17 protein-coding genes are annotated in these 19791 nt (G+C 66.9%); 10 read left to right on the plus strand and 7 right to left on the minus strand.

All coding sequences use genetic code 11. The features are described 5' to 3' along the window. Window positions 1–144: 144 nt before the first annotated feature. Both DLM85_RS06460 and moaC read right to left on the minus strand, forming a co-directional pair. Complete coding sequence (locus tag DLM85_RS06460) at window positions 145–1302, minus strand: NTP transferase domain-containing protein (RefSeq protein WP_111477222.1); 1158 nt, start codon at window positions 1300–1302, stop codon at window positions 145–147. Window positions 1303–1461: 159 nt separating this feature from the next. Continuing rightward, complete coding sequence (moaC, locus tag DLM85_RS06465; RefSeq protein WP_111477223.1) at window positions 1462–1956, minus strand: cyclic pyranopterin monophosphate synthase MoaC; 495 nt, start codon at window positions 1954–1956, stop codon at window positions 1462–1464. 238 nt (window positions 1957–2194) lie between these two features. Here moaC and DLM85_RS06470 point away from each other — a divergent pair, with 238 nt between their 5' ends. Further along, window positions 2195–3418: a molybdopterin molybdotransferase MoeA gene (locus DLM85_RS06470; RefSeq protein WP_111477224.1), complete on the plus strand. Its 1224-nt coding sequence runs from the start codon at window positions 2195–2197 to the stop codon at window positions 3416–3418. Window positions 3419–3818: 400 nt separating this feature from the next. Here the strand turns inward: DLM85_RS06470 and ygiD are convergent, their stop codons facing one another. Beyond that, the gene (gene ygiD, locus DLM85_RS06475; protein ID WP_243635873.1) at window positions 3819–4709 is read right to left on the minus strand and encodes a 4,5-DOPA-extradiol-dioxygenase; all 891 of its coding nucleotides are present in this window, start codon (window positions 4707–4709) and stop codon (window positions 3819–3821) included. A gap of 276 nt (window positions 4710–4985) precedes the next feature. On the opposite strand from ygiD, the gene DLM85_RS06480 reads away from it, so the two are divergent. The 4 genes from DLM85_RS06480 to eutC all read left to right on the plus strand — a co-directional run bounded on the left by DLM85_RS06480 (window position 4986) and on the right by eutC (window position 8306). Continuing rightward, window positions 4986–5441 carry a carboxypeptidase regulatory-like domain-containing protein gene (locus DLM85_RS06480; protein ID WP_111477225.1) on the plus strand — a complete coding sequence of 152 codons (456 nt, stop codon included), beginning with the start codon at window positions 4986–4988 and terminating at the stop codon, window positions 5439–5441. A 187-nt stretch (window positions 5442–5628) separates the two neighbouring features. Then, entirely contained in the window at window positions 5629–7014 is a 1386-nt protein-coding gene (locus tag DLM85_RS06485; RefSeq protein WP_111477524.1) for an ethanolamine ammonia-lyase subunit EutB, read from the plus strand. Between the two features lie 46 nt (window positions 7015–7060). Beyond that, window positions 7061–7543, plus strand: a complete 483-nt coding sequence (locus DLM85_RS06490; protein ID WP_111477226.1) for a cupin domain-containing protein — start codon at window positions 7061–7063, stop codon at window positions 7541–7543. Between the two features lies 1 nt (window position 7544). Next, the gene (gene eutC, locus DLM85_RS06495; RefSeq protein WP_111477227.1) at window positions 7545–8306 is read left to right on the plus strand and encodes an ethanolamine ammonia-lyase subunit EutC; all 762 of its coding nucleotides are present in this window, start codon (window positions 7545–7547) and stop codon (window positions 8304–8306) included. Between the two features lie 88 nt (window positions 8307–8394). Here eutC and DLM85_RS06500 read toward each other — a convergent pair whose 3' ends face one another. After that, a complete protein-coding gene (locus DLM85_RS06500; protein ID WP_111477228.1) occupies window positions 8395–8994 on the minus strand; it encodes a Crp/Fnr family transcriptional regulator in 600 nt (199 codons plus the stop codon). Window positions 8995–9127: 133 nt separating this feature from the next. On the opposite strand from DLM85_RS06500, the gene DLM85_RS06505 reads away from it, so the two are divergent. From DLM85_RS06505 to DLM85_RS06515, 3 genes are all read left to right on the plus strand, one after another. Then, entirely contained in the window at window positions 9128–10159 is a 1032-nt protein-coding gene (locus DLM85_RS06505; protein ID WP_111477229.1) for an LLM class flavin-dependent oxidoreductase, read from the plus strand. Between the two features lie 230 nt (window positions 10160–10389). Further along, window positions 10390–12897, plus strand: a complete 2508-nt coding sequence (locus tag DLM85_RS06510) for a TonB-dependent receptor (RefSeq protein WP_243635874.1) — start codon at window positions 10390–10392, stop codon at window positions 12895–12897. 82 nt (window positions 12898–12979) lie between these two features. Then, entirely contained in the window at window positions 12980–14278 is a 1299-nt protein-coding gene (locus DLM85_RS06515; RefSeq protein WP_111477231.1) for a PepSY-associated TM helix domain-containing protein, read from the plus strand. A 57-nt stretch (window positions 14279–14335) separates the two neighbouring features. On the opposite strand, the gene DLM85_RS06520 is transcribed toward DLM85_RS06515, so the two are convergent. Beyond that, complete coding sequence (locus tag DLM85_RS06520) at window positions 14336–14992, minus strand: outer membrane beta-barrel protein (RefSeq protein ID WP_111477232.1); 657 nt, start codon at window positions 14990–14992, stop codon at window positions 14336–14338. A 129-nt stretch (window positions 14993–15121) separates the two neighbouring features. Next, window positions 15122–16732, minus strand: a complete 1611-nt coding sequence (gene dnaB, locus DLM85_RS06525; RefSeq protein WP_111477233.1) for a replicative DNA helicase — start codon at window positions 16730–16732, stop codon at window positions 15122–15124. Window positions 16733–17280: 548 nt separating this feature from the next. Between dnaB and DLM85_RS06530 the strand changes: the two genes are divergently transcribed. Further along, window positions 17281–18663 (plus strand): UDP-N-acetylmuramate--L-alanine ligase, encoded by a 1383-nt coding sequence (locus DLM85_RS06530; protein ID WP_111477234.1) that lies wholly within the window; start codon window positions 17281–17283, stop codon window positions 18661–18663. 112 nt (window positions 18664–18775) lie between these two features. Beyond that, a complete protein-coding gene (locus DLM85_RS06535) occupies window positions 18776–19492 on the plus strand; it encodes an alpha/beta fold hydrolase (protein ID WP_111477235.1) in 717 nt (238 codons plus the stop codon). Here DLM85_RS06535 and DLM85_RS06540 read toward each other — a convergent pair. Then, window positions 19464–19745 (minus strand): hypothetical protein, encoded by a 282-nt coding sequence (locus tag DLM85_RS06540; protein WP_111477236.1) that lies wholly within the window; start codon window positions 19743–19745, stop codon window positions 19464–19466. The two genes, DLM85_RS06535 and DLM85_RS06540, sit on opposite strands and share 29 nt — an antisense overlap. Between the last annotated feature and the right edge of the window lie 46 nt (window positions 19746–19791).

Here is a 19791-nt window from a genome sequence, read left to right on the forward strand (position 1 = left end):
TCTATTGACTTGGCGCTGCTCCGCGGCTGGGGTATTGCTGATTACAGGGCTTTGCAGCACGCACACTGAACCCACATGGCCCAACATCAGCAACGATAGTGGTACCACGACTTCGCTGCGCTCAAGTCGTGGTACCTCACCGGGTCAGCCACCCGCCAGTTCCTGCTGCGCCGCTTCGCGCTCCGTCGGGGTATTCACGTTGCGCAGCTCCTGAGGCGCGGGGGCAGGCAGCAGCTCGATGTCGGAGTTGATGAGGACCTTGCGGGGGCAGGAGTAGCCCAGGGCCAGAAACTGCAGCAGCACCGGGTAGCTGCGCGGCTCCCAGATGGTGATGAGCGGCTCGGGAAACGCGTTGTCGGGGCTCTGGAAGGCGGTGGCGACGCGGCCAGGGTGGCGGTGCTGCACCAGGTGCTGCAGCGTAGCTTCGGTCAGGAACGGCAGGTCGCAGGCCACCACCAGCCAGGCGGCGTTGGGGTCGTGGCGGAAGGCGGTGAGCAGGCCGCTCATGGGCCCCAGGTCGAGGAACTGGTCGGGCAGGGCGGTGAGGCCGGCGGGCACCTCGGGGGCCTGGTCGGGGCGGCAGCTGATGAGCACGTCCTGGCAGAGCGGGGCCAGCAGGGCGGCGGCGTGCTCCTGCTGCTCCTGCTGGTGGTAGCGCAGGCGGCTTTTATCCTGCTGCATCCGCTGACTGCGGCCGCCGGTCAGCACCAGGCCGCGCAGCGGGGGCTGCTGCTCGCGCAGCCACTGCTGCGTCCAGGCGGCAATAGCGGCGGTAGCGGCCAGGGGCAGCACGGGCACGGCTTTTTCGCCCAGGTGCGCCTGCAGCACCGCGGGCAGCTCCGTCTGGCCTTCCGAGAGCAGCACCAGCCGCACGTCGGTCAGGCGGTCCAGCTTTTTGTCGAGCGGCTTGCGCGGGTCGATGATGACGATTTGCTGCCGGGCCGGGAAGTGGTTGCCGTTGACGAGCACCAGGCTCTGCTCGTTCAGCCACTGGGGCTGGATGAACTTGTCCATCCCCCGGCGCACATCGAGGCGGCGGAAGTGAATTTTATCGGTCAGCTCGGCCGCGGCGCCGGCCTGCAGGATGGCATCGGCCCCGCCCGCGCCCCCGTCGGCCGCCTCGTCGCCGGCGGCGTGGTCGGCGTCGACGTAGGCCACGCGCAGTGCGGGCGTGAGCAGGGGCAGCAGGCGGGCCGCCAGGTCCTTGATGACGCCGCAGGGCGCGCCGAGGATGCCCAGCTCGTGGCGGCCGAATTCGCCGAGGGCGGGGCGGGCCAGGGCGGCGTGTTTCTGGTGAGTCATGGGGGGTCTTAAATGTAGCGCGGAGCGGTGCCCGGCGCGGGCGGCGAAGACGCCAAAGGAAAATTGGGTTGGCTGCAGAACGGCGGGCATGGCGGATGCGGCCGGACGGCCCGGTTCCGCCTTGGCGCGTTCCGCGCCAGCACCGAGCACCGCTCCGCGCTACTCCACGTGCTGAAAGTCGCTTTTGCCGCCGGTTTTCGACAGCAGCCGCGTTTCCTGAATGACAATGTCGTGCGAGAGGGCCTTGCACATGTCATAGATGGTGAGGGCGGCCACGCTGGCGCCGGTCAGGGCTTCCATTTCCACCCCGGTTTTGCCCGTCACAGTGGCCGTGCACTCGATGACCACCGCGGCGGGCGGGGCCACGGTCACGGTCACCTGGCAGTCGTCGAGGCCCAGGGGGTGGCAGAGCGGGATGAGGTCGGCGGTTTTCTTGGCGGCCATGATGCCGGCCAGGATGGCCGTCTGGAACACCGGCCCCTTGCGGGTGGGCAGGTCGCCCTGCTGCACCAGGGCCAGGATATCGGCCCCGAGCACGACGCGGCTGCGGGCCCGGGCCACGCGGCGCGTCACGGCTTTCAGGCCGACGTCGACCATGGCCGGCTGCCCGGCGGCGTTCAGGTGGGTGAGTTTCTGGGAATCGGTATCAGGCATGAGTCAGGTCAGTAAAGGGGGCGTCCGCGCTGTTAGCGTCGCCAGCGTCGTAGCGCGAAGCCCTGCTTGGCGTATCCCGGACGGTTATCGTTGACGGGTAAACAACGATTATCGTTCAGGATACGCGAACTACAACCGAAGGTCGGCGCAGCCAAAGTTCGCGCTACGATGCTTACGGCGCTAATAACGCCACGACTCCTACAACAGCAACGACGCCGCAGCCGGTTACCTTCGCCGCATGATTTCCGTCGAAGAAGCTACCCGCCTCGTCCGGGCCACCGCCGCGCCCCTGCCCGCCGAGCGCGTGCTGCTCACCGAAGCCCCCGGCCGCGTGCTGCGCGAAGCCGTGCACGCCGACCGCCCCTTTCCGCCCTTCGACCGGGTCACGATGGACGGTATTGCCCTGCGCTTCGCCGCCGTGGCCACCGGGCAGCGGCAGTTTATAATCGAACAGACGCAGTTTGCCGGCCAGCCCCCTACCCCGCTCCGCGACGCTACGGCCGCCATCGAAATCATGACCGGGGCGGTGCTGCCGCCCGGCACCGATGCGGTGGTGCGCTACGAAGACCTGCTGATCGAGCAGCAGCCCGACGGCCGCCGCGTAGCCACGCTGCAGGTGCCGCCGCCCGCCGCGGGCCACAACGTGCACCGCCGGGGCTCCGACCACCCGGCGGAGGCGCTGCTGCTGCCCGCCGGCACCGTGCTCGGGCCGGCCGAAATTGCCGTGGCGGCCACCGTGGGCGCCACGACCTTAAGCGTGGCGCGGCGCCCCCGCGTGGCCGTGGTGAGCACCGGCGACGAGCTGGTGGACATCAGCGAGGTGCCCGCCGCGCACCAGATTCGCCGCTCCAATGCCTACATGCTGCTGGCGGCCGTGCAGCAGGCCGGGGCCGCGGGCAGCCTCTTCCACTTCGACGACGACCCGGCCGCGCTGGCCGCCGGCCTGCCCCCGCTGATGCGGGAGTACGACGTGGTGCTGCTCAGCGGGGGCGTGTCGATGGGCAAGGCCGACTACCTGCCCCAGGCCCTGCGCGGGGCCGGGGCCGAGCAGCTGTTTCACCAGGTGCAGCAGCGGCCGGGCAAGCCGTTCTGGTTTGGCCGTCACCCCGCCGGCGCGGTGGTTTTCGCCCTGCCCGGCAACCCCGTCTCGACGTTCATCAACTACTACCGCTACGCCGCGCCCTGGCTGCGAGCCGTGCAGCTGCCCGCGCCGCAGTTTGCCGCGCCGGAGCCCGCCGTGCTGGCCGCCGACGTCACGTTTAAGCCGAATCTGACGCACTTTCTGCTGGTGAGCCTGCGGCGCAGCCCCGACGGCCGCCTGCTGGCCCGCCCCGAGCGCGCCCACGGTTCCGGCGACCTGGCCAGCCTGCTGCCCTCCGACGGATTTGTGGAGCTGCCCGCCGAACGGCAGGCGTTTCAAGCCGGCGAGGTGCTGCCGGTTTGGCGGTTCCGGGGGCAGTAGCAGCAACCGGTCCTGCTGAGTTGGGCCGGTCTTTCCGAATTTCGGAAAGAGAGAAAAAACGTTTTGGCGGCCGTTCCAGATTCTGGAATGAGCGAAAAGTTGTTTCGGAGGTCATTCCGCAATGCGGAATGGGCAAAAAGTTGTTTCGGAGGCCGGTCCGGATTTCGGAATGACCAAAAAAACGTTTCGGCGGCCATTCTGAAATGCAGAATGGCCGCCGAAACACTCCAGCTGTTTGGGAAGTCAGCCTATTGGACGTTATCTATCATCCCTATCACGCTCGAACCACCTGTGCGGACGGGACAAGGTCCTTCGCGTTGCGGACGCCAGATAAAGGATAACAGATGCTTGCTTGGTGGTTCATTGTACCGGAGCGGAGCTTCTGCGGCAGTTCCGGCCTCTACCCAATGGCCACCGTGCGCATGCTCAGCCCGCCGAAGCTGACTTCCTCAAAGGCGTGGCTGATGGGCTCGTCCCGGTCGGCCAGGGCCAGGGAGTAGAGCAGCGGCCAGTAGTGGTCGGGGGTGGGCACGGCGAGCGGGCCGCTGGCGCCGGCCTGCTGCACGTCCAGCAGGGCCCGGAAGTCGCGCTGGTCGATGCGCGTTTTCACCCACTCGTCGAATTCCACGGCCCAGTCGTAGGCCGAGGCGTCGCCGGCCATCAGCTTCTGCATGCTCAGGCGCAGGTTGTGCACCACGTTGCCCGAGCCGATGATGAGCACGCCGCGGCGGCGCAGCTCCTGCAGCTGGGCGGCCAGGGCGAAGTGCTGGGCGGGCGTTTTCTGCACGTCGAGGCTGAGCTGGAACACGGGCACGTCGGCGGCGGGAAAGAGGTGGTGCAGCACCGTCCAGGTGCCGTGGTCGAGGCCCCACTCGTCGGAGCCGTGCAGGTCGGGCACCAGGGCCAGGGCCTGCCGGGCGTACTCCGGCGCGCCGGGCGCGGGGTACTGCATGGCGAACAGCTCCTGCGGAAAGCCGCCGAAGTCGTGGATGGTTTCGGGCCGCTCGTTCAGCGTCACGAAGGAGCCGCGCGTGAGCCAGTGCGCCGACACCACCAGGATGGCGTTGGGCTTCTGGCGCTGGCGCACCTCCTCGCCCATTTTCCTCAGGGCGCGGGTGAATTTATTGTCTTCCAGCGCGTTCATCGGCGAGCCGTGCCCGATGAAGAGCACCGGCATTTTGGCGCTGGTCTGGAAGGCGGAGGATACGTTGTGCAGGTCTTGCAGATTCATGGCAGCAACGGAGGCGAAGGGCAGCAGGGCCAGGGTTTTGAGGAAGGCTAGGCGGTCCATCGGGGCCTCCGGTTAAGTACAGGGCAAAGGTACCGCCGCGGGCCGGGGCCGGGCATTGATGTATGGTAAGAAATGGGGACCCGACCGGACGCAACCAAGGCCGGGCGGCGGCGGTCGGCAGAGGAAATCGGGCCGTTCGCACAGGCCGGGCCGCCCGTGGGCAAATAAGCCGGGCCGGGGGCCGGCGGCCGGCGTAGGTTTGCCTCAGATCCAACGCTCAAGCCGGGTTGCCGCCCGCTGGCCCAGGTCTTCACTGCTAACCCACACCTACCCACCATGCGCCACTTCCACACCTTCTTCGCCGCGCTGCTCTTCACCGTTGCTTCGTTTGCCTCGGCCTCGGCCGCCACCGGGGTACCGGCCCGCCGCGCCGGCACGGTGAAGCCCGCCGCCAAGGGCGCCGCCCGGCCCGCCGCCGCCGCCCCCACGCGCATCAAAACCCAGCTGGTGGCCCCCAGCACCGACGTTCTGCACGCCCACTTCCCCGTGCGTGTGGCCGGCACCATCACCGCCCCCGACGGCCAGCCGCTGCCCGGCGCCACCGTCTGGAAAACCAACACCCGCGAAATCCTGGCCGTGACCAACTCGCAGGGCGAGTTTACCCTCACCCTGCCCACCAACGCCCGCCTGACGCTGACCTGCGGCTACGCCGGCTTCGAGGACCAGTTGCTGCTGCTGAGCCAGCCCGAGCGCACCAACCTGTTCGTCATCAGCCTGGAGCACCAGAAGTAATTTCTACGCCACATTCTGGCCCCGCTCGGCCCCCAGCGGCGCTGCTCCGGCAGCGCCGCTGGGGGCCGAGCGGCGTTGGGCGGGGTGCGTTGGGCGGGTTTGTTTGATATCTTCCGCGGCCCGCCGCGGCCGCGCGGGCGTTGTTGCCCGACACCCGGGCGCCCTTCCGCCCAATCCGCCCTTGCCCGTGAGCTACCGGCACACCATCCGCCAGCGCGTCTACGCCTTTGCAGACCTGAAAACCCTGCTGGCCCGGGCCTCGCCCCGGCGCTCCGGCGACGAGCTGGCCGGCCTGGCCGCGGGCACCTACGAGGAGCGCGTGGCCGCCCAGTACGCCCTGGCCGACGTGCCGCTGCGCCGGTTTCTGCAGGAGGCCCTGGTGCCCTACGAGCAGGACGAAGTCACCCGCCTGATCATCGACTCGCACGACGCGGCGGCCTTCGCCCCGGTGGCGCACTTCACCGTGGGCCAGCTGCGCGACTGGCTGCTCTCGGATGCGGCCGACCCGGCGGCCCTGCGGGCCCTGGCCCCCGGCCTGACGCCCGAAATGGTGGCGGCCGTGTCCAAGCTCCTGCGCAACCAGGAGCTGATCAGCGTGGCCCGCAAGTGCGTGGTCGTCACCCGCTTTCGGAACACGCTGGGGCTGCCGGGCCGCCTGAGCACCCGCCTGCAGCCCAACCACCCCACCGACGACGCCCGCGGCATTGCCGCCAGCCTGGTCGACGGGCTGCTCTACGGCAGCGGCGACGCGGTGCTCGGCATCAACCCCGCCACCGACTCGCCCGCCGCCGCCGCCGCGCTGCTGCGCCTGCTCGACGAGGTACGCGCGCAGTTTCAGATTCCGACCCAGACCTGCGTGCTCGGCCACGTCACGACCACGCTGGAGCTGATCCGCCGCGGTGCTCCCGTCGACCTTACCTTCCAGAGCATTGCCGGCACCGAGGCGGCCAACCGCAGCTTCGGCGTGAGCCTGCGCCTGCTGCAGGAAGCCCACGAAGCCACCCTCGGCCTGGGCCGCGGCACGCTGGGCGACAACGTGATGTACTTCGAAACCGGCCAGGGCAGCGCCCTTTCGGCCCGGGCCCACCACGGCCTCGACCAACAAACCTGCGAGGCCCGCGCCTACGCCGTGGCCCGGCGCTTCCGCCCGCTGCTGGTCAATTCCGTCGTCGGCTTCATCGGCCCCGAGTACCTGTACGACGGCAAGCAGATCATCCGGGCGGCGCTGGAGGACCATTGCTGCGGCAAGCTGCTGGGTTTGCCCATGGGCGTGGACGCGTGCTACACCAACCACGCCGAGGCCGACGAGGACGACATGGACGCGCTGCTCACCTTGCTCGGGGTGGCCGGCTGCACCTACATCATGGGCGTGCCCGGCGCCGACGACATCATGCTCGGCTACCAGTCCAGCTCCTTCCACGACGCGCTGTATTTGCGCCGGGTGCTGGGCCTGCGCCCGGCGCCCGAGTTCGAGGCCTGGCTGCAGCAGCAGGGCCTGTTCGACGCGGCGGGCCGGCAGCTGCCGGCCCCCGCCACGCACCGGCTGCTGGGGGCCGCCCCGCCGCCCGCGTAGCCCGGCCGTATCTTCCCCGCTTCCTTCAGCTCCGCCTTTTTCTCCCATGACTGCCCAGGACATCATCCGCCACCTCCAGCTGCTGCCCCACCCGGAGGGCGGCTACTACCGCGAAACGTACCGCGCGGCGCAGGCCCTCTCGACCGACGCGGGCCACCGCCGCAGCGTGAGCACGGCCATTTATTACCTGCTCGAAAACCAGGACAAATCCCACTTCCACCGCATCCAGTCCGACGAGCTGTGGTTTTTCCACCAGGGCCAGGCGCTGGAAATCGTCGTATTGAGCGACGGCCAGGCCCGCAGCATCGTCCTGGGCCCGGATTTCGCGGCCGGCGAAGTGCCCCAGGCCGTGGTGCCGGCCGGCGCCTGGTTTGGGGCCCGCCTCCAGGAGGGTGCGGGCTTCGCCCTGGTCAGCTGCACCGTGGCGCCGGGCTTCGATTTTGCCGATTTCGAGCTGGCCCAACGGGCGGAGCTGACGGCGGAATTCCCGCAGCTGCGGGAGCTGATTGCGCAGTTTACAATGGCCTGACATGACTGAGCTACCCGCCGAGCCAGCTGCCCCCGACCCCTGGGCCGGCCTGCGCGCCTTCACCGCCGCCCGCATTGCCCTGGGCCGCACCGGCAGCAGCGTGCCTCTGCGCGAGGCCTTGGCCTTCCGGCTGGCTCACGCCCACGCCCGCGACGCGGTGTACTCGGCGCTGGATCTGGAGCCGCTGCTCACCGCCCTGCAGCCGCTGCAGCTACCCGTGTGCCGGGTGCGCAGCCAGGCCCCCGACCGCTCCCAGTACCTGCACCGCCCCGACCTGGGCCGCCGCCTCGGGGTAGCAAGCGGGCCGGAGCTGGCCACCCACGCCACTGAAGCCCCCGACATCGTGCTGATCCTGGCCGACGGGCTTTCGGCCGAAGCCGTAAACCGGCACGCCGCGCCGGTACTGGCCTTGCTGGTGCCGCCCTTGCAACGGGCCGGCTTCCGGCTGGCGCCCATCGTGGTAGCCGAGCAGGCCCGCGTGGCGCTCAGCGACGAAATCGGGGCGGCGCTGGGGGCCCGGCTGGCTCTGATGCTTATCGGGGAGCGGCCCGGGCTGAGCGCCCCGGACAGCCTGGGCGCCTACCTGACCTTCGGCCCGCGCCCCGGCCTGACCGACGAGGCCCGCAACTGCGTGTCGAACATTCGGCCCGAGGGCCTGCCCTACCCGGCCGCCGCCGACAAGCTGCAGTGGCTGGTGCAGGAGGCCCTGCGGCGGCAGCTCTCGGGCGTGCCGCTCAAGGACGAAATGGATTTGCTGGGGTGAAACGAGCGGCCAAGCGTCGTCGCGCGAATCGTCTGCGCCGTAGCGCGAACCGAAGGTCGGCGCGGACGATGCGGGCGGTTCTTCGGCCTCAGTGCCCGGCCAACTCGCGGCGGATGCGGCTCAACGACTCCGGAGTGACGCCCAGGTAGCTGGCAATCATGCGCTGGGGCAGGCGGCGGGCCAGCGTGGGGTAAGTCTGCAGAAAATCCACGTAGCGCTGCTCGGCCGAGGCGCTGAGCGTGAGCACCAGCCGGCGCTGCAGGGTGCGCACGTTGTTCTGGAGCAGGCGGTGGAAGAACTCCGTGAAGGCCGGCGTGATCTGGCTGAGCTTGCGAAAAAACGTGGCGTCGAAGAGCAGCACCTCGGACGCCTCTACCGCGTCGATGGTGAACTGGGCGGGCTCGTGGCGGTTGAGGCTGTTCTGGTCGCTGATCCACCAATTCTCGGGCGCAAACTGCACGATGTGCTCCTTGCCCCGGGCGTCGACCACGAAGGAACGCAGGCACCCGCGCGCCACGAAGGCGCCCACGCGCGCGACTTCGCTGGCGCGCAGCAGCACCTCGTGCCGGGCCAGCTGGCGCCCCTCGAACAGGCTGCCGATGGCCGCCAGCTCCGCGGCACTGGCCCCGGGCAGGTGGCGGCGAAAGTACTCGAGCAGGACGGTCTGGGCGTCGGCGGGCGGGTTCATGGGCGCAATATCGGCGGTAGACTGGCCCGCTGGCGGGTATGGGAGGTGGCCGGCGGGTATCGGCGAAGGTACCGCACGGGCCGAACCGCCGCCCCGGGCGGCCGGTTATACGGGCCACATCCACCCCACCTCCATGGAAACCACCCCGCAAATTCGCCTGAGCATGCTCGACCAGTCGCCGGTGCGGCCCGGCGCCACGCCCCGGCAGGCCGTGCTCGAAACCGTGCAGCTGGCCCAGCTGGCCGACCGCCTTGGCTACTCGCGCTTCTGGGTATCGGAGCACCACAACACGCCGTTTCTGGCCGGTACCACCCCGGAGGTGCTCATGGCCCACCTCGCGGGCCAGACGCAACGCATCCGCGTGGGCTCGGGCGGGGTGATGCTGCCGCACTACTCGGCCCTGAAGGTGGCCGAAAACTTCCGCATGCTCGAAACGCTCTTCCCCGGCCGCATCGACCTGGGCATCGGCCGCGCCCCGGGCTCCGACCGCTTCACCGCCCACGTGCTCAACCCCGGCAACCAGTTCAGCGACGAGGAATTTGCCGAGCAGCTCATGGATCTGAAGGCTTTCCTCTTCGACGAGGAAGTACCCGACACCATTCACGCCAAGGTGAAGGCCATGCCCCAGGCGCCCACGGTGCCCGAGCCCTGGCTGCTGAGCTCCAGCGGGCAGAGCGGGCTGTACGCGGCCCACCTGGGCATGGCGTTTTCCTTTGCCCAGTTCATCAACCCCAACGGCGGCCCCAAGCTCATGCAGCTCTACCGGGACCGGTTCCAGCCCTCCGCTTTCTTCCAGCAGCCCACCGCCAACGTGGCCGTGTTTGTGCTCTGCGCCGGTACCGAGGACAAGGCCCACCAGCTGCGCGCCGCCATGGAGCTGCAGATGCTGCGCATCGAGCAGAACCGGCGCGGGCCCTTCCCTACTTATGAGGAAGCCCGCGACTACCCCTACACCGCCGAGGAGCGCGGCCGCCTGGCTTACAACCGCGGCCGCATCCTGAGCGGCACGCCCGCCCAATTACGCGAGCAGCTTACCGACGTGGCCCGCAGCTACCAAGTTGATGAAATTGTGGCCGTCACCATCACGGCGGAGTTTGAGGACCGCCTCCGCTCCTACGAGCTGCTGGCCGAAGCCTTCGAGCTGACGCCCGCGGCCACCGTATAACCTGCGCAACCTTTTCGGTTAAGCCTAAACCGCGCCGAGCCAGCTGGTTCCAGCGCGGTTTCTTGTTACGCCCGGCCGCCGACGGGCACCTTTCGGCGGCTTATTTAGAAAAGTTTCATTTTGTTTTAATGTTTGTTTGGACGGAATCTAAACAGTGCGTTGCTTTGCACCACTTTTGAATCAGTCTAAATAGCTGAATGACCCGCTCCCTACCTTTCCTGCTCCTTGCCGTGGCTCCCCTGACCGCCTCGGCGTACGCCAATCTGAGCTATGCCCCCCTTCACTCCGGCGACGAGCCGACCAACCCCCAGCCGGCCCACGGGCAGGTAGTCGGCCGCGTAGTGCTGGCCGACGGGCAGTCGGCCGAACAGGTGTCGGTGATGGTGAAGGGCACGACCATCGGCACGAGCACGGAAGCGGACGGGTCGTTCCGCCTGCGCCTGCCGGCCGGCAAGCAGACGCTGGCCGTGGCCTACCTGGGCTACGTGACGCAGGAAATCGAGGTAGAAGTGGCGAACCGCAGCACCACCAGCGTGCCGACGGTAACGCTGATCAAGAGCACCAGCCAGCTGTCGGAGGTGAAAATCACCGAGACGCGCACCATCAACCAGCGGCCCACCGGCGTGAGCAAGATGCCCATTCGCCCGCTGGACCTGCCCCAGGCGGTGGTGACGGTGAACCAGCAGACGCTGGAGCAGCAGCAGGTGCTGCGCCTGAGCGACGCGCTGGCGAATACGCCCGGCTTATACGTGACCAGCACTACCGGCGGCACCCAGGAGGAACTGGGCAGCCGCGGCTTCGCCTACGGTTCGAACAACACCTTTAAGAACGGGGTGCGCTTCAACAACGGCGTGATGCCCGAGACTTCCTCGCTGGAGAGCATGGAAGTGCTGAAGGGCAGCGCGGCTATCCTGTACGGCAACGTGGCCGCCGGCGGGGTGCTGAACCTGGTAACCAAGAAGCCCAAATTTGAGCAGGGCGGCTCGGTGGGCCTGCGCGTGGGCTCGTTCGGCTTCTGGAAGCCGATGGTGGACGTGTACGGCGCCGTGGGCAAGAGCGACAAAGTAGCGTTCCGCCTGAACGGCACCTACGAGCAGGGGAACAGCTTCCGCGACCAAGTGGAGTCGGACCGCTTCTACGTCAACCCCTCGCTGCTCTTCAAGCTCAGCCCCAAGACCGACCTGCTGGTGGAGGGCGACTACCTGCGCGACAACCGCACGCCGGACTACGGCATCGGCGCGGTCGACTACGTGTTTCAGCCCTCGCGCAGCCGGTTCCTGAACGTGCCCGACGCGCTGAACGCCACCTCGCAAACCAGCGCCACCGCCACGCTGACCAGCCGCCTCAACGATACCTGGCAGGTGCGCGCGGTAACGGGATTCCAGCGCTACGACAACGAGCTGCGCACGGCTGGCCGCCCGACCGGCAGCACCGTCCAGGGCGCCAACTACGGCAACTGGAACCGCACCCTGCAACGCAGTGAAACCGGTGAGAACTACTTCCTGGCGCAGCTGGATCTGACCGGCAACTTCCACACCGGCTTCCTGGGCCACACCCTGCTGGTGGGCGCCGACGCTGACCAGTACCTGACCAACACGCTGCAGTACACCAACCCGGCCAATCCGACCAACGCCAACCAGGCGGTTTCGACCTACGACGCCCTCAACCTGCTGGACCCGAGCCGCGAGGTAGCCGTAACCGGGCCGCGCCTGACTGGCTTCAACGATTTGGTGCGCAACACCATCACCGACGCGGGCACCCGCCGCGCGGGCATCTACGTGCAAGACCTGCTGAGCTTCAGCGAAAAGATCAAGGCGCTGGTGGGCCTGCGCTGGAGCTACCAGGAGACGCCCAGCGACATTTATTACTATAAAACGGTGGCCAACCGCAACGCCAATCCGCCAGTGGACGGCAACTTGGAACAACGCCGCCGCTACGACGACGCCTTCTCGCCCCGCCTGGGCCTGGTGTACCAGCCTATCAAGACCATGTCGGTCTTTGCCTCGTACTCGAACTCCTTCTCGCCCCAGGCCAACACCGCTACCGACCTCGACGGCCAACCGCTGCCCCCGTCCATCATCGACCAGTACGAAGTGGGCGTGAAGAACGACCTGTTTAACGGCGCGCTGTCGGCCAACCTGACGGCCTACCGCATCGTCAACAGCAACCAGATTCAGAGCGTGCTGCTCAACGACCCGCGCATCCAGACGGCCGTCAACAAGACGAACCCGCAGGAACTGGCCGGGGAAGTAACCAGCAAGGGCGTGGAAGTGGACGTGCAGAGCAAGCCTTACCTGGGCTGGTCGCTCATCGCCGGCTACAGCTACAACAACACGGCCTACACCAACAGCAACATCTACAAGAACGGCAGCCGCCTGCGCTATAACCCCGCCCACACGGCCAACATGAGCCTGTTCTACACCGTGGAAGCCGGCGCCCTGAAAGGCATTAGCGCCGGCGTGACCGGCTACTACGTGGGCGACAAGCTGGCCGGCCGCAACCCGCGCGAACTGCAAGGCAGCGGGCAGCCCTTCCCCAACGGCGACACCAACAAGTTCATCTCCATCCCCGACTACCTGCTGTTCGACGCCTCCCTGGGCTACGTTCACAACCGGTTTGCGCTGCGGGTGAAAATGGCCAACCTGCTGAACGAGTTGAGCTACAACATGCACGACGACAACAGCATCAACCCCATTGCCCCGCGCAACTTCTCGGCCACCGTCAGCTACAAGCTCTAACCACCCCCAATTTTCCTTGCCGCCAACCCATCGGGCCACCTGGTCCGGTGGGTTCGGCGTACCTAGCCCCCGCTCACCGGTCATGAAGATTTTCTTCCGCAACATTCACCTCTACCTCAGCCTCGTCGCCGGGCTGATCATTGCCGTCGTGTGCTTTACCGGCGCCGTGCTCGTGTTCGAAAAAGAGCTGGAGCAGGGCCTGCACCCCGAACGGTACTACGTGACGCCCCCCGCCGCCGCCCAGCGCCTGAGCGTGGAGCAGCTGGTAGCCGCCGTCAAGGCAAAGGCGGGTCCCAAGGCCAAGGTAGCCGGTGTGAAAATCTACGCCGACCCGGCCCGCACCGTTGAAGTCAGCCTGGCCGGTGGCCCGGGCGGCCCCGGCGGCAAGGAAGGCGGCCGCGAGGGGAGCGTGCGCGGCGAAGGTGGCCAGCAGCGCGAAGGCCGGCCCGAGCAAGGCGGCCCGGGCGCCCGCGGCGGCCGCGGCGAAGGCCAGGGTGCCAAGGAAGGTAAAGGAGAAAAAGGCGGCAAAGGCGGCGGCGAAGGCGGCCGCGGCCCGCAATACTTCGTGAACCCCTACACCGGCGCCGTGGTGGGCCCCTACGTGTACCGCGACACGTTCTTCTTCACCATGATGGCCCTGCACCGCGGCATGGTGGGCGGGCCGGTGGGCAAGCTGGTGGTGGGCGTGAGCACGCTCATGTTCCTCTTCATCATTGCCACCGGCCTCGTGCTGTGGTGGCCGGCCTCGAACAAGATTCTGAAGCAGCGGCTGACGGTGAAGTGGGACGCGAGCTTCAAGCGCCTCAACCACGATTTGCACATCGTGCTCGGCTTCTACTCGGCCCTGTTCCTGTTCGTGTTTGCCTTCACCGGCCTGGCCTGGTCGTTTGAGTGGTTCAACAACGGCATCTTCGCCGTCACCAGCTCCGACCCGAAAGGCCCCGAAGCGCCCAAGTCCGAGCTGGTAGCCTCCGGCCAGAAGCTCGGCTTCGACCAGGCGCTGGCCGTGGCCCGGCAGCAGGTGCCCGGCGCCCTCTCCTACGCCGTGTCGCTGCCCAAGGACTCCGCCGAGGCCGTGCGCGTGATGACCACCACGGCCCACGCCGCCTACGAGGGCGCCACCGACGAGCTGTACCTCGACCAGTACACCGGCCGGCCGCTGGGCAAGCTGGCTTTCGAGGACCGCAACCTCGGCCAGCGCGTGCGCCGCACCTTCAAGCCGGTGCACACCGGCGCCATCTTCGGCACGCCCTCCAAAATCATTGCCCTCATCGTGTGCGTGCTCGGCGTGACCTTCCCGGTGACGGGCGTGATTATGTGGCTGAACCGCCTGAAGAAAGAGAAAAAGAAGGCGCGCAAGCTCAGCTACGCCACGCGCTAGCCCCCCGCCAACGGCCGCCGGAGCAAGCTCCGGCGGCCGTTTTTCTTCGGCAGGGCTTCAGGGCCGCGCCGCGCCCAGGCTGTAGCCAACGCCTACCGCCAGCAGACCCGTGGGCAGCAGCTCGTAGTACTGCGTCCGCTCGCCGCCCAGCCGGGGGTTGAGGGTCACGTCGGCCAGGGCGGCCCAGCGCGGCGTTGCCTGGTAACGCAGCCCCGCCCCCACCGCCAAAAACACGTCCAGGCGGTTTTCCAGCTGGTTGCTTTGAAACGTGCCGCCCGCCGCCCCCGGGTAGTAATAGGTTTCCTGATCCACCAGGTCGGAGTGCCGGAACGCGAGGCCCCCCAGCAGCGCAACCTGCACTTTGTGCCGCGGCTGGCCCAGCGCCACCCGCAGCAGCACCGGCACCACCGTCGACCGGAGCACCTTGTGCTGCACGTAGCGCTGGGCCGTGCTGCTCTCGTCGCGGTCCGTGGTTTTCTTCTGGTAGGCCACCCCGCTCTGCAGCGCCAGGCGGCTGCTCAGCGCAAGCCGGGCGTGCAGGCCCGGAGCCAGCCGCACCCCGTCCAGCGACTCGTTGGTGCCGATGTAGTAGCCCGACATGGACGTCAGCCCGAGCCCGATCAGCCAGGGCCGGTCCGCCGGGGGCGCGGCGGTCTGCGCCCGGGCGGCTCCGGTCAGCAGCAGGCCCGCGGCGAGCAGTAGGTTTGCCTTCATGGCACTGGAAACACCTCTGAGTGGATAAATACCGGAGCAAGCTAGGCTATTTCGGCGGCCTTACCGCCTAAAACGCCGCGAGGCCCGGCAGTTGCCGGGCCTCGCGGTAATAACGGGCTGCGCCAGGGCCTAAAACGGCGGGTCGTCGTTGCCGAAAGTGCTCTTGGGGAAGGGCTGGGGCGAGGGCGCGGCGTCGTTCATGCGCGAGCCCAGCCGGATGGTGTTCGGCGCGAAGCCCGGGTCGGGCTCGTCGAAGGTGCTGGCCGGCAGCTGGCCGGTGTTGTAGCTGGCCTCGGGCGCGAAGCCGCCCTGCCCGTCGAGGTCCATGAACTTGGTGAAGCGCCCGATAAACTTCAGCGGCACGTTGTCGAGGCCGCCGTTGCGGTGCTTGGCAATGATAACCTCGCCCACGCCCTGGGTGGGGTTGCCCATTTCGTCCTCCGTAATGCCGTAGTACTCGGGGCGGTAGAGGAACATTACCATGTCGGCGTCCTGCTCGATGGAGCCGGATTCGCGCAGGTCACTGAGCTGCGGGCGCTTGTCGCCGCCGCGGGTTTCCACCGAGCGCGAAAGCTGCGAGAGGGCAATGACGGGAATGTTCAGCTCCTTGGCAATGCCTTTCAGGGCCCGCGAAATCGAGGCAATTTCCTGCTCGCGGTTGCCACCGGGCTTCCCGTCGCCGTTGCCGGTCATCAGCTGCAGGTAGTCGATGATAATCATCTGAATGTCGTGGTGCGACTTCAGACGGCGGGCCTTGGTGCGCAGCTCGCGGATGCTCAGGCCGGGCGTGTCGTCGATGAAGATGGGCGCGTTCGAGAGCGTGGCAATCTTGTGGTTGAGCTGCTGCCACTCGTAGTCGGCCAGGTTGCCCTTCTTGATTTTCTCGGAATCCAGCTCGGCCTCGGCCGAAATCAGGCGGTTCACCAGCTGAATCGAGGACATTTCCAGCGAGAAGAAGGCCACGGCTTTGTTGTCCATCACCGCCGCGTTGCGCATGCACGAGAGTACGAAGGCCGTTTTGCCCATGGCCGGGCGGGCGGCAATAATCACCAGATCCGACTTCTGCCAGCCCGAGGTGACGCGGTCCAGCGCCATCATGCCGGAGGTGACGCCGGTCAGGCCGCCGGTCTGCTTGCTTTTCTCTTCCAGCTCCTTGATGGCCTTGCCCATCAGGCTGCGCATGTCGTCGAAGTTCTTGCGAATGTTCGATTCCGACACTTCAAACAACGCCTGCTCGGTCTGATCGAGCAGGTTGAACACGTCCTGGGTGTCCTCGTAGGCGTCGCGGTGGACGTTGGAGGCAATGGCAATCAGCTCGCGCTTGATGGCGTGCTCGGTAATGATGCGGGCGTGCGTCTCGATGTTGGCCGCCGACTGAATGCGGTAAGTCAGCTGGGCCACGTACTGCGGGCCGCCGGCCATTTCCAGCGTGCCCATGCTGCGCAGCTCCTGCGTCACCGTCAGAATGTCGATGGGCTCGGTTTTGTCGAACAGACTCAGGATGGCCTGAAAAATCTGCTGGTGGGCTTCCTTGTAGAAGCTCTTGGGCTTGAGAATGTCGATAACGCTGGTCAGCGCGTCTTTTTCCAGCATGAGTGCCCCGAGCACGGCCGCCTCCAGGTCGAGGGCCTGCGGGGGCAGCTTGCCGGTAGGCGCGGCGGGCATCACCGGACGGTTCCAGGCCTTGTGGGCTCTGGCGGCCAGTTGTTTAACGCGGCTGTTGCTATCTTCCGTCGACATTTGCTGCTCCTCTCCGTTCCGAAAATACGGAATGGGGTGTCAAAAATACGGCTGAGCCGCTGATTTATTGGCGTTGATTGCGGACGTTGTTTTCGCTACCTTGACCGACCACTGATTGCGGTGATGGGTCGGGGATGAGAATAGCGCAGCGGTAAGCGGTAACGCTGGCCGTCATTGCGAAGGAAGCGCGGCAACCGTAGGAAGGCGTAGCCAATCCTTTCTCCAGCAGCCCCGCCGTTACAATCCTTTACTACCCGAAAAGCTACCTGAACGAAATTTCAGGACCGACACCTGGCGTCTGAAGGTTTTGGGGAATACTAGCTTTACCCAGTCTACCACGAGGGGAACGATTGGCTGCGCCTTCCTACGGTTGCCGCGCTTCCTTCGCAATGACGGCCAGTGGCTACCCGAGCCGTTTGCATCAGTGCACTCAGCGCGGCATCACTGCCATCTGCGGTCTATCTTTGCCGCCCGGCTGTTTACGGCCGGCCCGGCTTTTCGGCCGGGTCTTTCCTGATAAAGTAGCGTCCCCCCCCCCGACTGCCCGCATGGCTTACCCCCCGTACCGGCGCGTCCACCTGATTGCGGTGGGCGGCAGCATCATGCACAACCTGGCCCTGGCCCTGCACCAGCAGGGCGTGCACGTCACCGGCTCCGACGACGAAATCTTCGACCCGGCCCGCACCCGCCTGCACCACGCCGGCCTGCTGCCCGCGCAGCTGGGCTGGGACGCGGCCCGCATCACCCCCGACCTCGACGCGGTCATCGTGGGCATGCACGCCCGCCCCGACAACCCCGAGCTGCACCGCGCCCAGGAGCTGGGGCTGCGCATCTTCTCCTTCCCGGAGTTTATCTACGAGGCTTCGAAGGACAAGCAGCGCATCGTCATCGGTGGTTCGCACGGCAAAACCAGCATTACCTCGCTGATTCTGCACGTGCTGCGCTACCACGGGCTGAAGTTCGACTACGCCGTGGGCGCCCAGCTCGAGGGCTTCGACCTGATGGTGAAGCTCACCGACGACGCGCCGATTATCATCATCGAAGGCGACGAGTACCTCTCCTCGCCGGTGGACCGCCGCCCCAAGTTTCACCTCTACCAGCACCACATCGGGGTGATTTCCGGCATCAGCTGGGACCACATCAACGTGTTTCCGACCGAGGAAATCTACCGCGAGCAGTTCGCCATTTTTGCCCGCATGACGCCCAAGGCCGGCGTGCTCATCTTCGATCAGGACGACGAACAGGCCCAGCTGGTGAGCGTGCCCTCCAACCCCGACGTGAAGTACGTGGGCTACGGCCCGCACGAAAACGTTATCCGCAACGGGCAGACTTTCCTCATCACCAAGAAGGACGAGCTGGTGCCCATTCAGGTGTTTGGCGAACATAACCTGCGCAACATCTCGGCCGCTCGCGAGGTGTGCAAGCAGCTCGGTATCAAGGGCAAGGACTTCTACGAGGCCATTGCCTCCTTCAAAGGCGCCGCCCGCCGACTGGAGCTGGTGCAGCAGGGCCCTACCTCGGTGGTCTACAAGGACTTCGCTCACGCGCCCAGCAAGCTCAAGGCCACCTCGGCCGCGCTGAAGCGGCAGTTTCCGGACCGCCGGCTGGTGGCCTGCCTGGAGCTGCACACCTTCAGCTCGCTCAACCCCGAGTTTCTGCCCCAGTACGCCGGCACCTTCGACGCGCCCGACGTGGCCGTGGTATACTTCAACCCGCAGGTGCTGGCCCACAAGCGTCTGCCCCCGCTGAGTGAGGTGCAGGTGGCCGAAGCCTTCCACCGCCCCGACCTGCGCGTGTTTACCGACAGCCGGCAGCTGGCTGAGTATCTGCACGAGCAGGACTGGCAGCACGCCAATCTGCTGATGATGACCAGCGGCACCTTCGACGGGCTGGACCTGGTGCACCTGGCCGCGGAGGTAGTGGGTAAGTAGCGCGAACGTTTGGTTCGCGTATCGTTGCACGCCTTTATTGAACGATTGTCGTTCTGAGATACGCGAACTGAACCGCAGGTCGACATAGTCAAAGTTCGCGCTACATTCCGCTATGAAACCTACCCTGCTTCTTCTGCACGGCGCGCTGGGCTCGGCCCGGCAGCTGCAGCCGCTGGCCGAGCGCCTCGCGGCGGATTTTGAGGTGCACACGTTTTCCTTCGGCGGGCACGGCGGGCAGCCGCTCGACGCGGCGCGCTTCACCATGACGCACTTCGCGGCCGAAATCAGCTACTTCCTGGCCGAGCACCGGCTGGACCAGGTACACGTGTTCGGCTACAGCATGGGCGGCTACGCGGCCGTGCTCAGCGCCGCCTCCGACCCGGGCCGCATCCGCAGCATCACCACCCTGGGCACCAAGTTCGACTGGTCGCCGGAAACGGCAGAGGCCGAAACCCGGTTGCTCGACGCGGCGAAGATGCAGGCCAAGGTGCCGCAGTTCGTGGAGCAGTTGCAGCACACCCACGCCCCCACCGAGTGGACGGCCGTGGTGGACGCCACCGCCGCCATGATGCGCGAGCTGGGCAGCACGCCGGTGCTCAACGAGCTGAACCTCTCGCAGCTCACCATTCCGGTGCAGGTGCTGGTGGGCGCGCTGGACAAAACGGCCGGCGTGGAAGCTTCGCGGCAGTTTGCCGCCTACCTGCCCAACGCCACCTTCGAAGTGCTGCCCGATACGCCGCACCCGCTGGAGCGCGTCGACGCGGCGGCGCTGGCCCTGCGGATTCGGGAATTTGTCGGGGCTACTGATTTCGCCTCGCCCACCCGCTAGTCAACCGGCGCTTCAGCGCGTAGCTTAGCACATACAGCCCGCTGGCCCAAATGGCCCCGTTCAGGGCCGCCGCCCAGAAAAAATAACGCCCAAATGCGTCCAGGTCGTAAGGCAAGCCGACCAGCAATGCTGCCCCGGCTAGCCACGCGGGTTTGGGGGCACCCCACGTGACGCCGAACAGCGAAACGACGAGCAGCAGCCCGCAGTTGAAGAAGCCAGCCAGAAGGGCAATCAGCAGGAGTTTGCGCAGCATGAGCAGCAGTGGAGTGCGCAGTAATAACCAACAACGGCCCGCTTCG

The organism is Hymenobacter edaphi (genome assembly GCF_003258365.1).
GTDB classification, from domain to species: Bacteria; Bacteroidota; Bacteroidia; order Cytophagales; family Hymenobacteraceae; genus Solirubrum; species Solirubrum edaphi.

Bases quoted from the DNA above. Each gene is read 5' to 3' on its own strand.
- DLM85_RS06480 (WP_111477225.1), top strand. From the start codon at position 4,986: ATGCGCCACTTCCACACCTTCTTCGCCGCGCTGCTCTTCACCGTTGCT.
- moaC (WP_111477223.1), bottom strand. From the start codon at position 1,956: ATGCCTGATACCGATTCCCAGAAACTCACCCACCTGAACGCCGCCGGG.
- ygiD (WP_243635873.1), bottom strand. From the start codon at position 4,709: ATGGACCGCCTAGCCTTCCTCAAAACCCTGGCCCTGCTGCCCTTCGCC.
- DLM85_RS06540 (WP_111477236.1), bottom strand. From the start codon at position 19,745: ATGCTGCGCAAACTCCTGCTGATTGCCCTTCTGGCTGGCTTCTTCAAC.
- DLM85_RS06490 (WP_111477226.1), top strand. From the start codon at position 7,061: ATGACTGCCCAGGACATCATCCGCCACCTCCAGCTGCTGCCCCACCCG.
- DLM85_RS06505 (WP_111477229.1), top strand. From the start codon at position 9,128: ATGGAAACCACCCCGCAAATTCGCCTGAGCATGCTCGACCAGTCGCCG.
- DLM85_RS06515 (WP_111477231.1), top strand. From the start codon at position 12,980: ATGAAGATTTTCTTCCGCAACATTCACCTCTACCTCAGCCTCGTCGCC.
- DLM85_RS06470 (WP_111477224.1), top strand. From the start codon at position 2,195: ATGATTTCCGTCGAAGAAGCTACCCGCCTCGTCCGGGCCACCGCCGCG.
- DLM85_RS06535 (WP_111477235.1), top strand. From the start codon at position 18,776: ATGAAACCTACCCTGCTTCTTCTGCACGGCGCGCTGGGCTCGGCCCGG.
- dnaB (WP_111477233.1), bottom strand. From the start codon at position 16,732: ATGTCGACGGAAGATAGCAACAGCCGCGTTAAACAACTGGCCGCCAGA.
- eutC (WP_111477227.1), top strand. From the start codon at position 7,545: ATGACTGAGCTACCCGCCGAGCCAGCTGCCCCCGACCCCTGGGCCGGC.
- DLM85_RS06500 (WP_111477228.1), bottom strand. From the start codon at position 8,994: ATGAACCCGCCCGCCGACGCCCAGACCGTCCTGCTCGAGTACTTTCGC.
- DLM85_RS06530 (WP_111477234.1), top strand. From the start codon at position 17,281: ATGGCTTACCCCCCGTACCGGCGCGTCCACCTGATTGCGGTGGGCGGC.
- DLM85_RS06520 (WP_111477232.1), bottom strand. From the start codon at position 14,992: ATGAAGGCAAACCTACTGCTCGCCGCGGGCCTGCTGCTGACCGGAGCC.
- DLM85_RS06460 (WP_111477222.1), bottom strand. From the start codon at position 1,302: ATGACTCACCAGAAACACGCCGCCCTGGCCCGCCCCGCCCTCGGCGAA.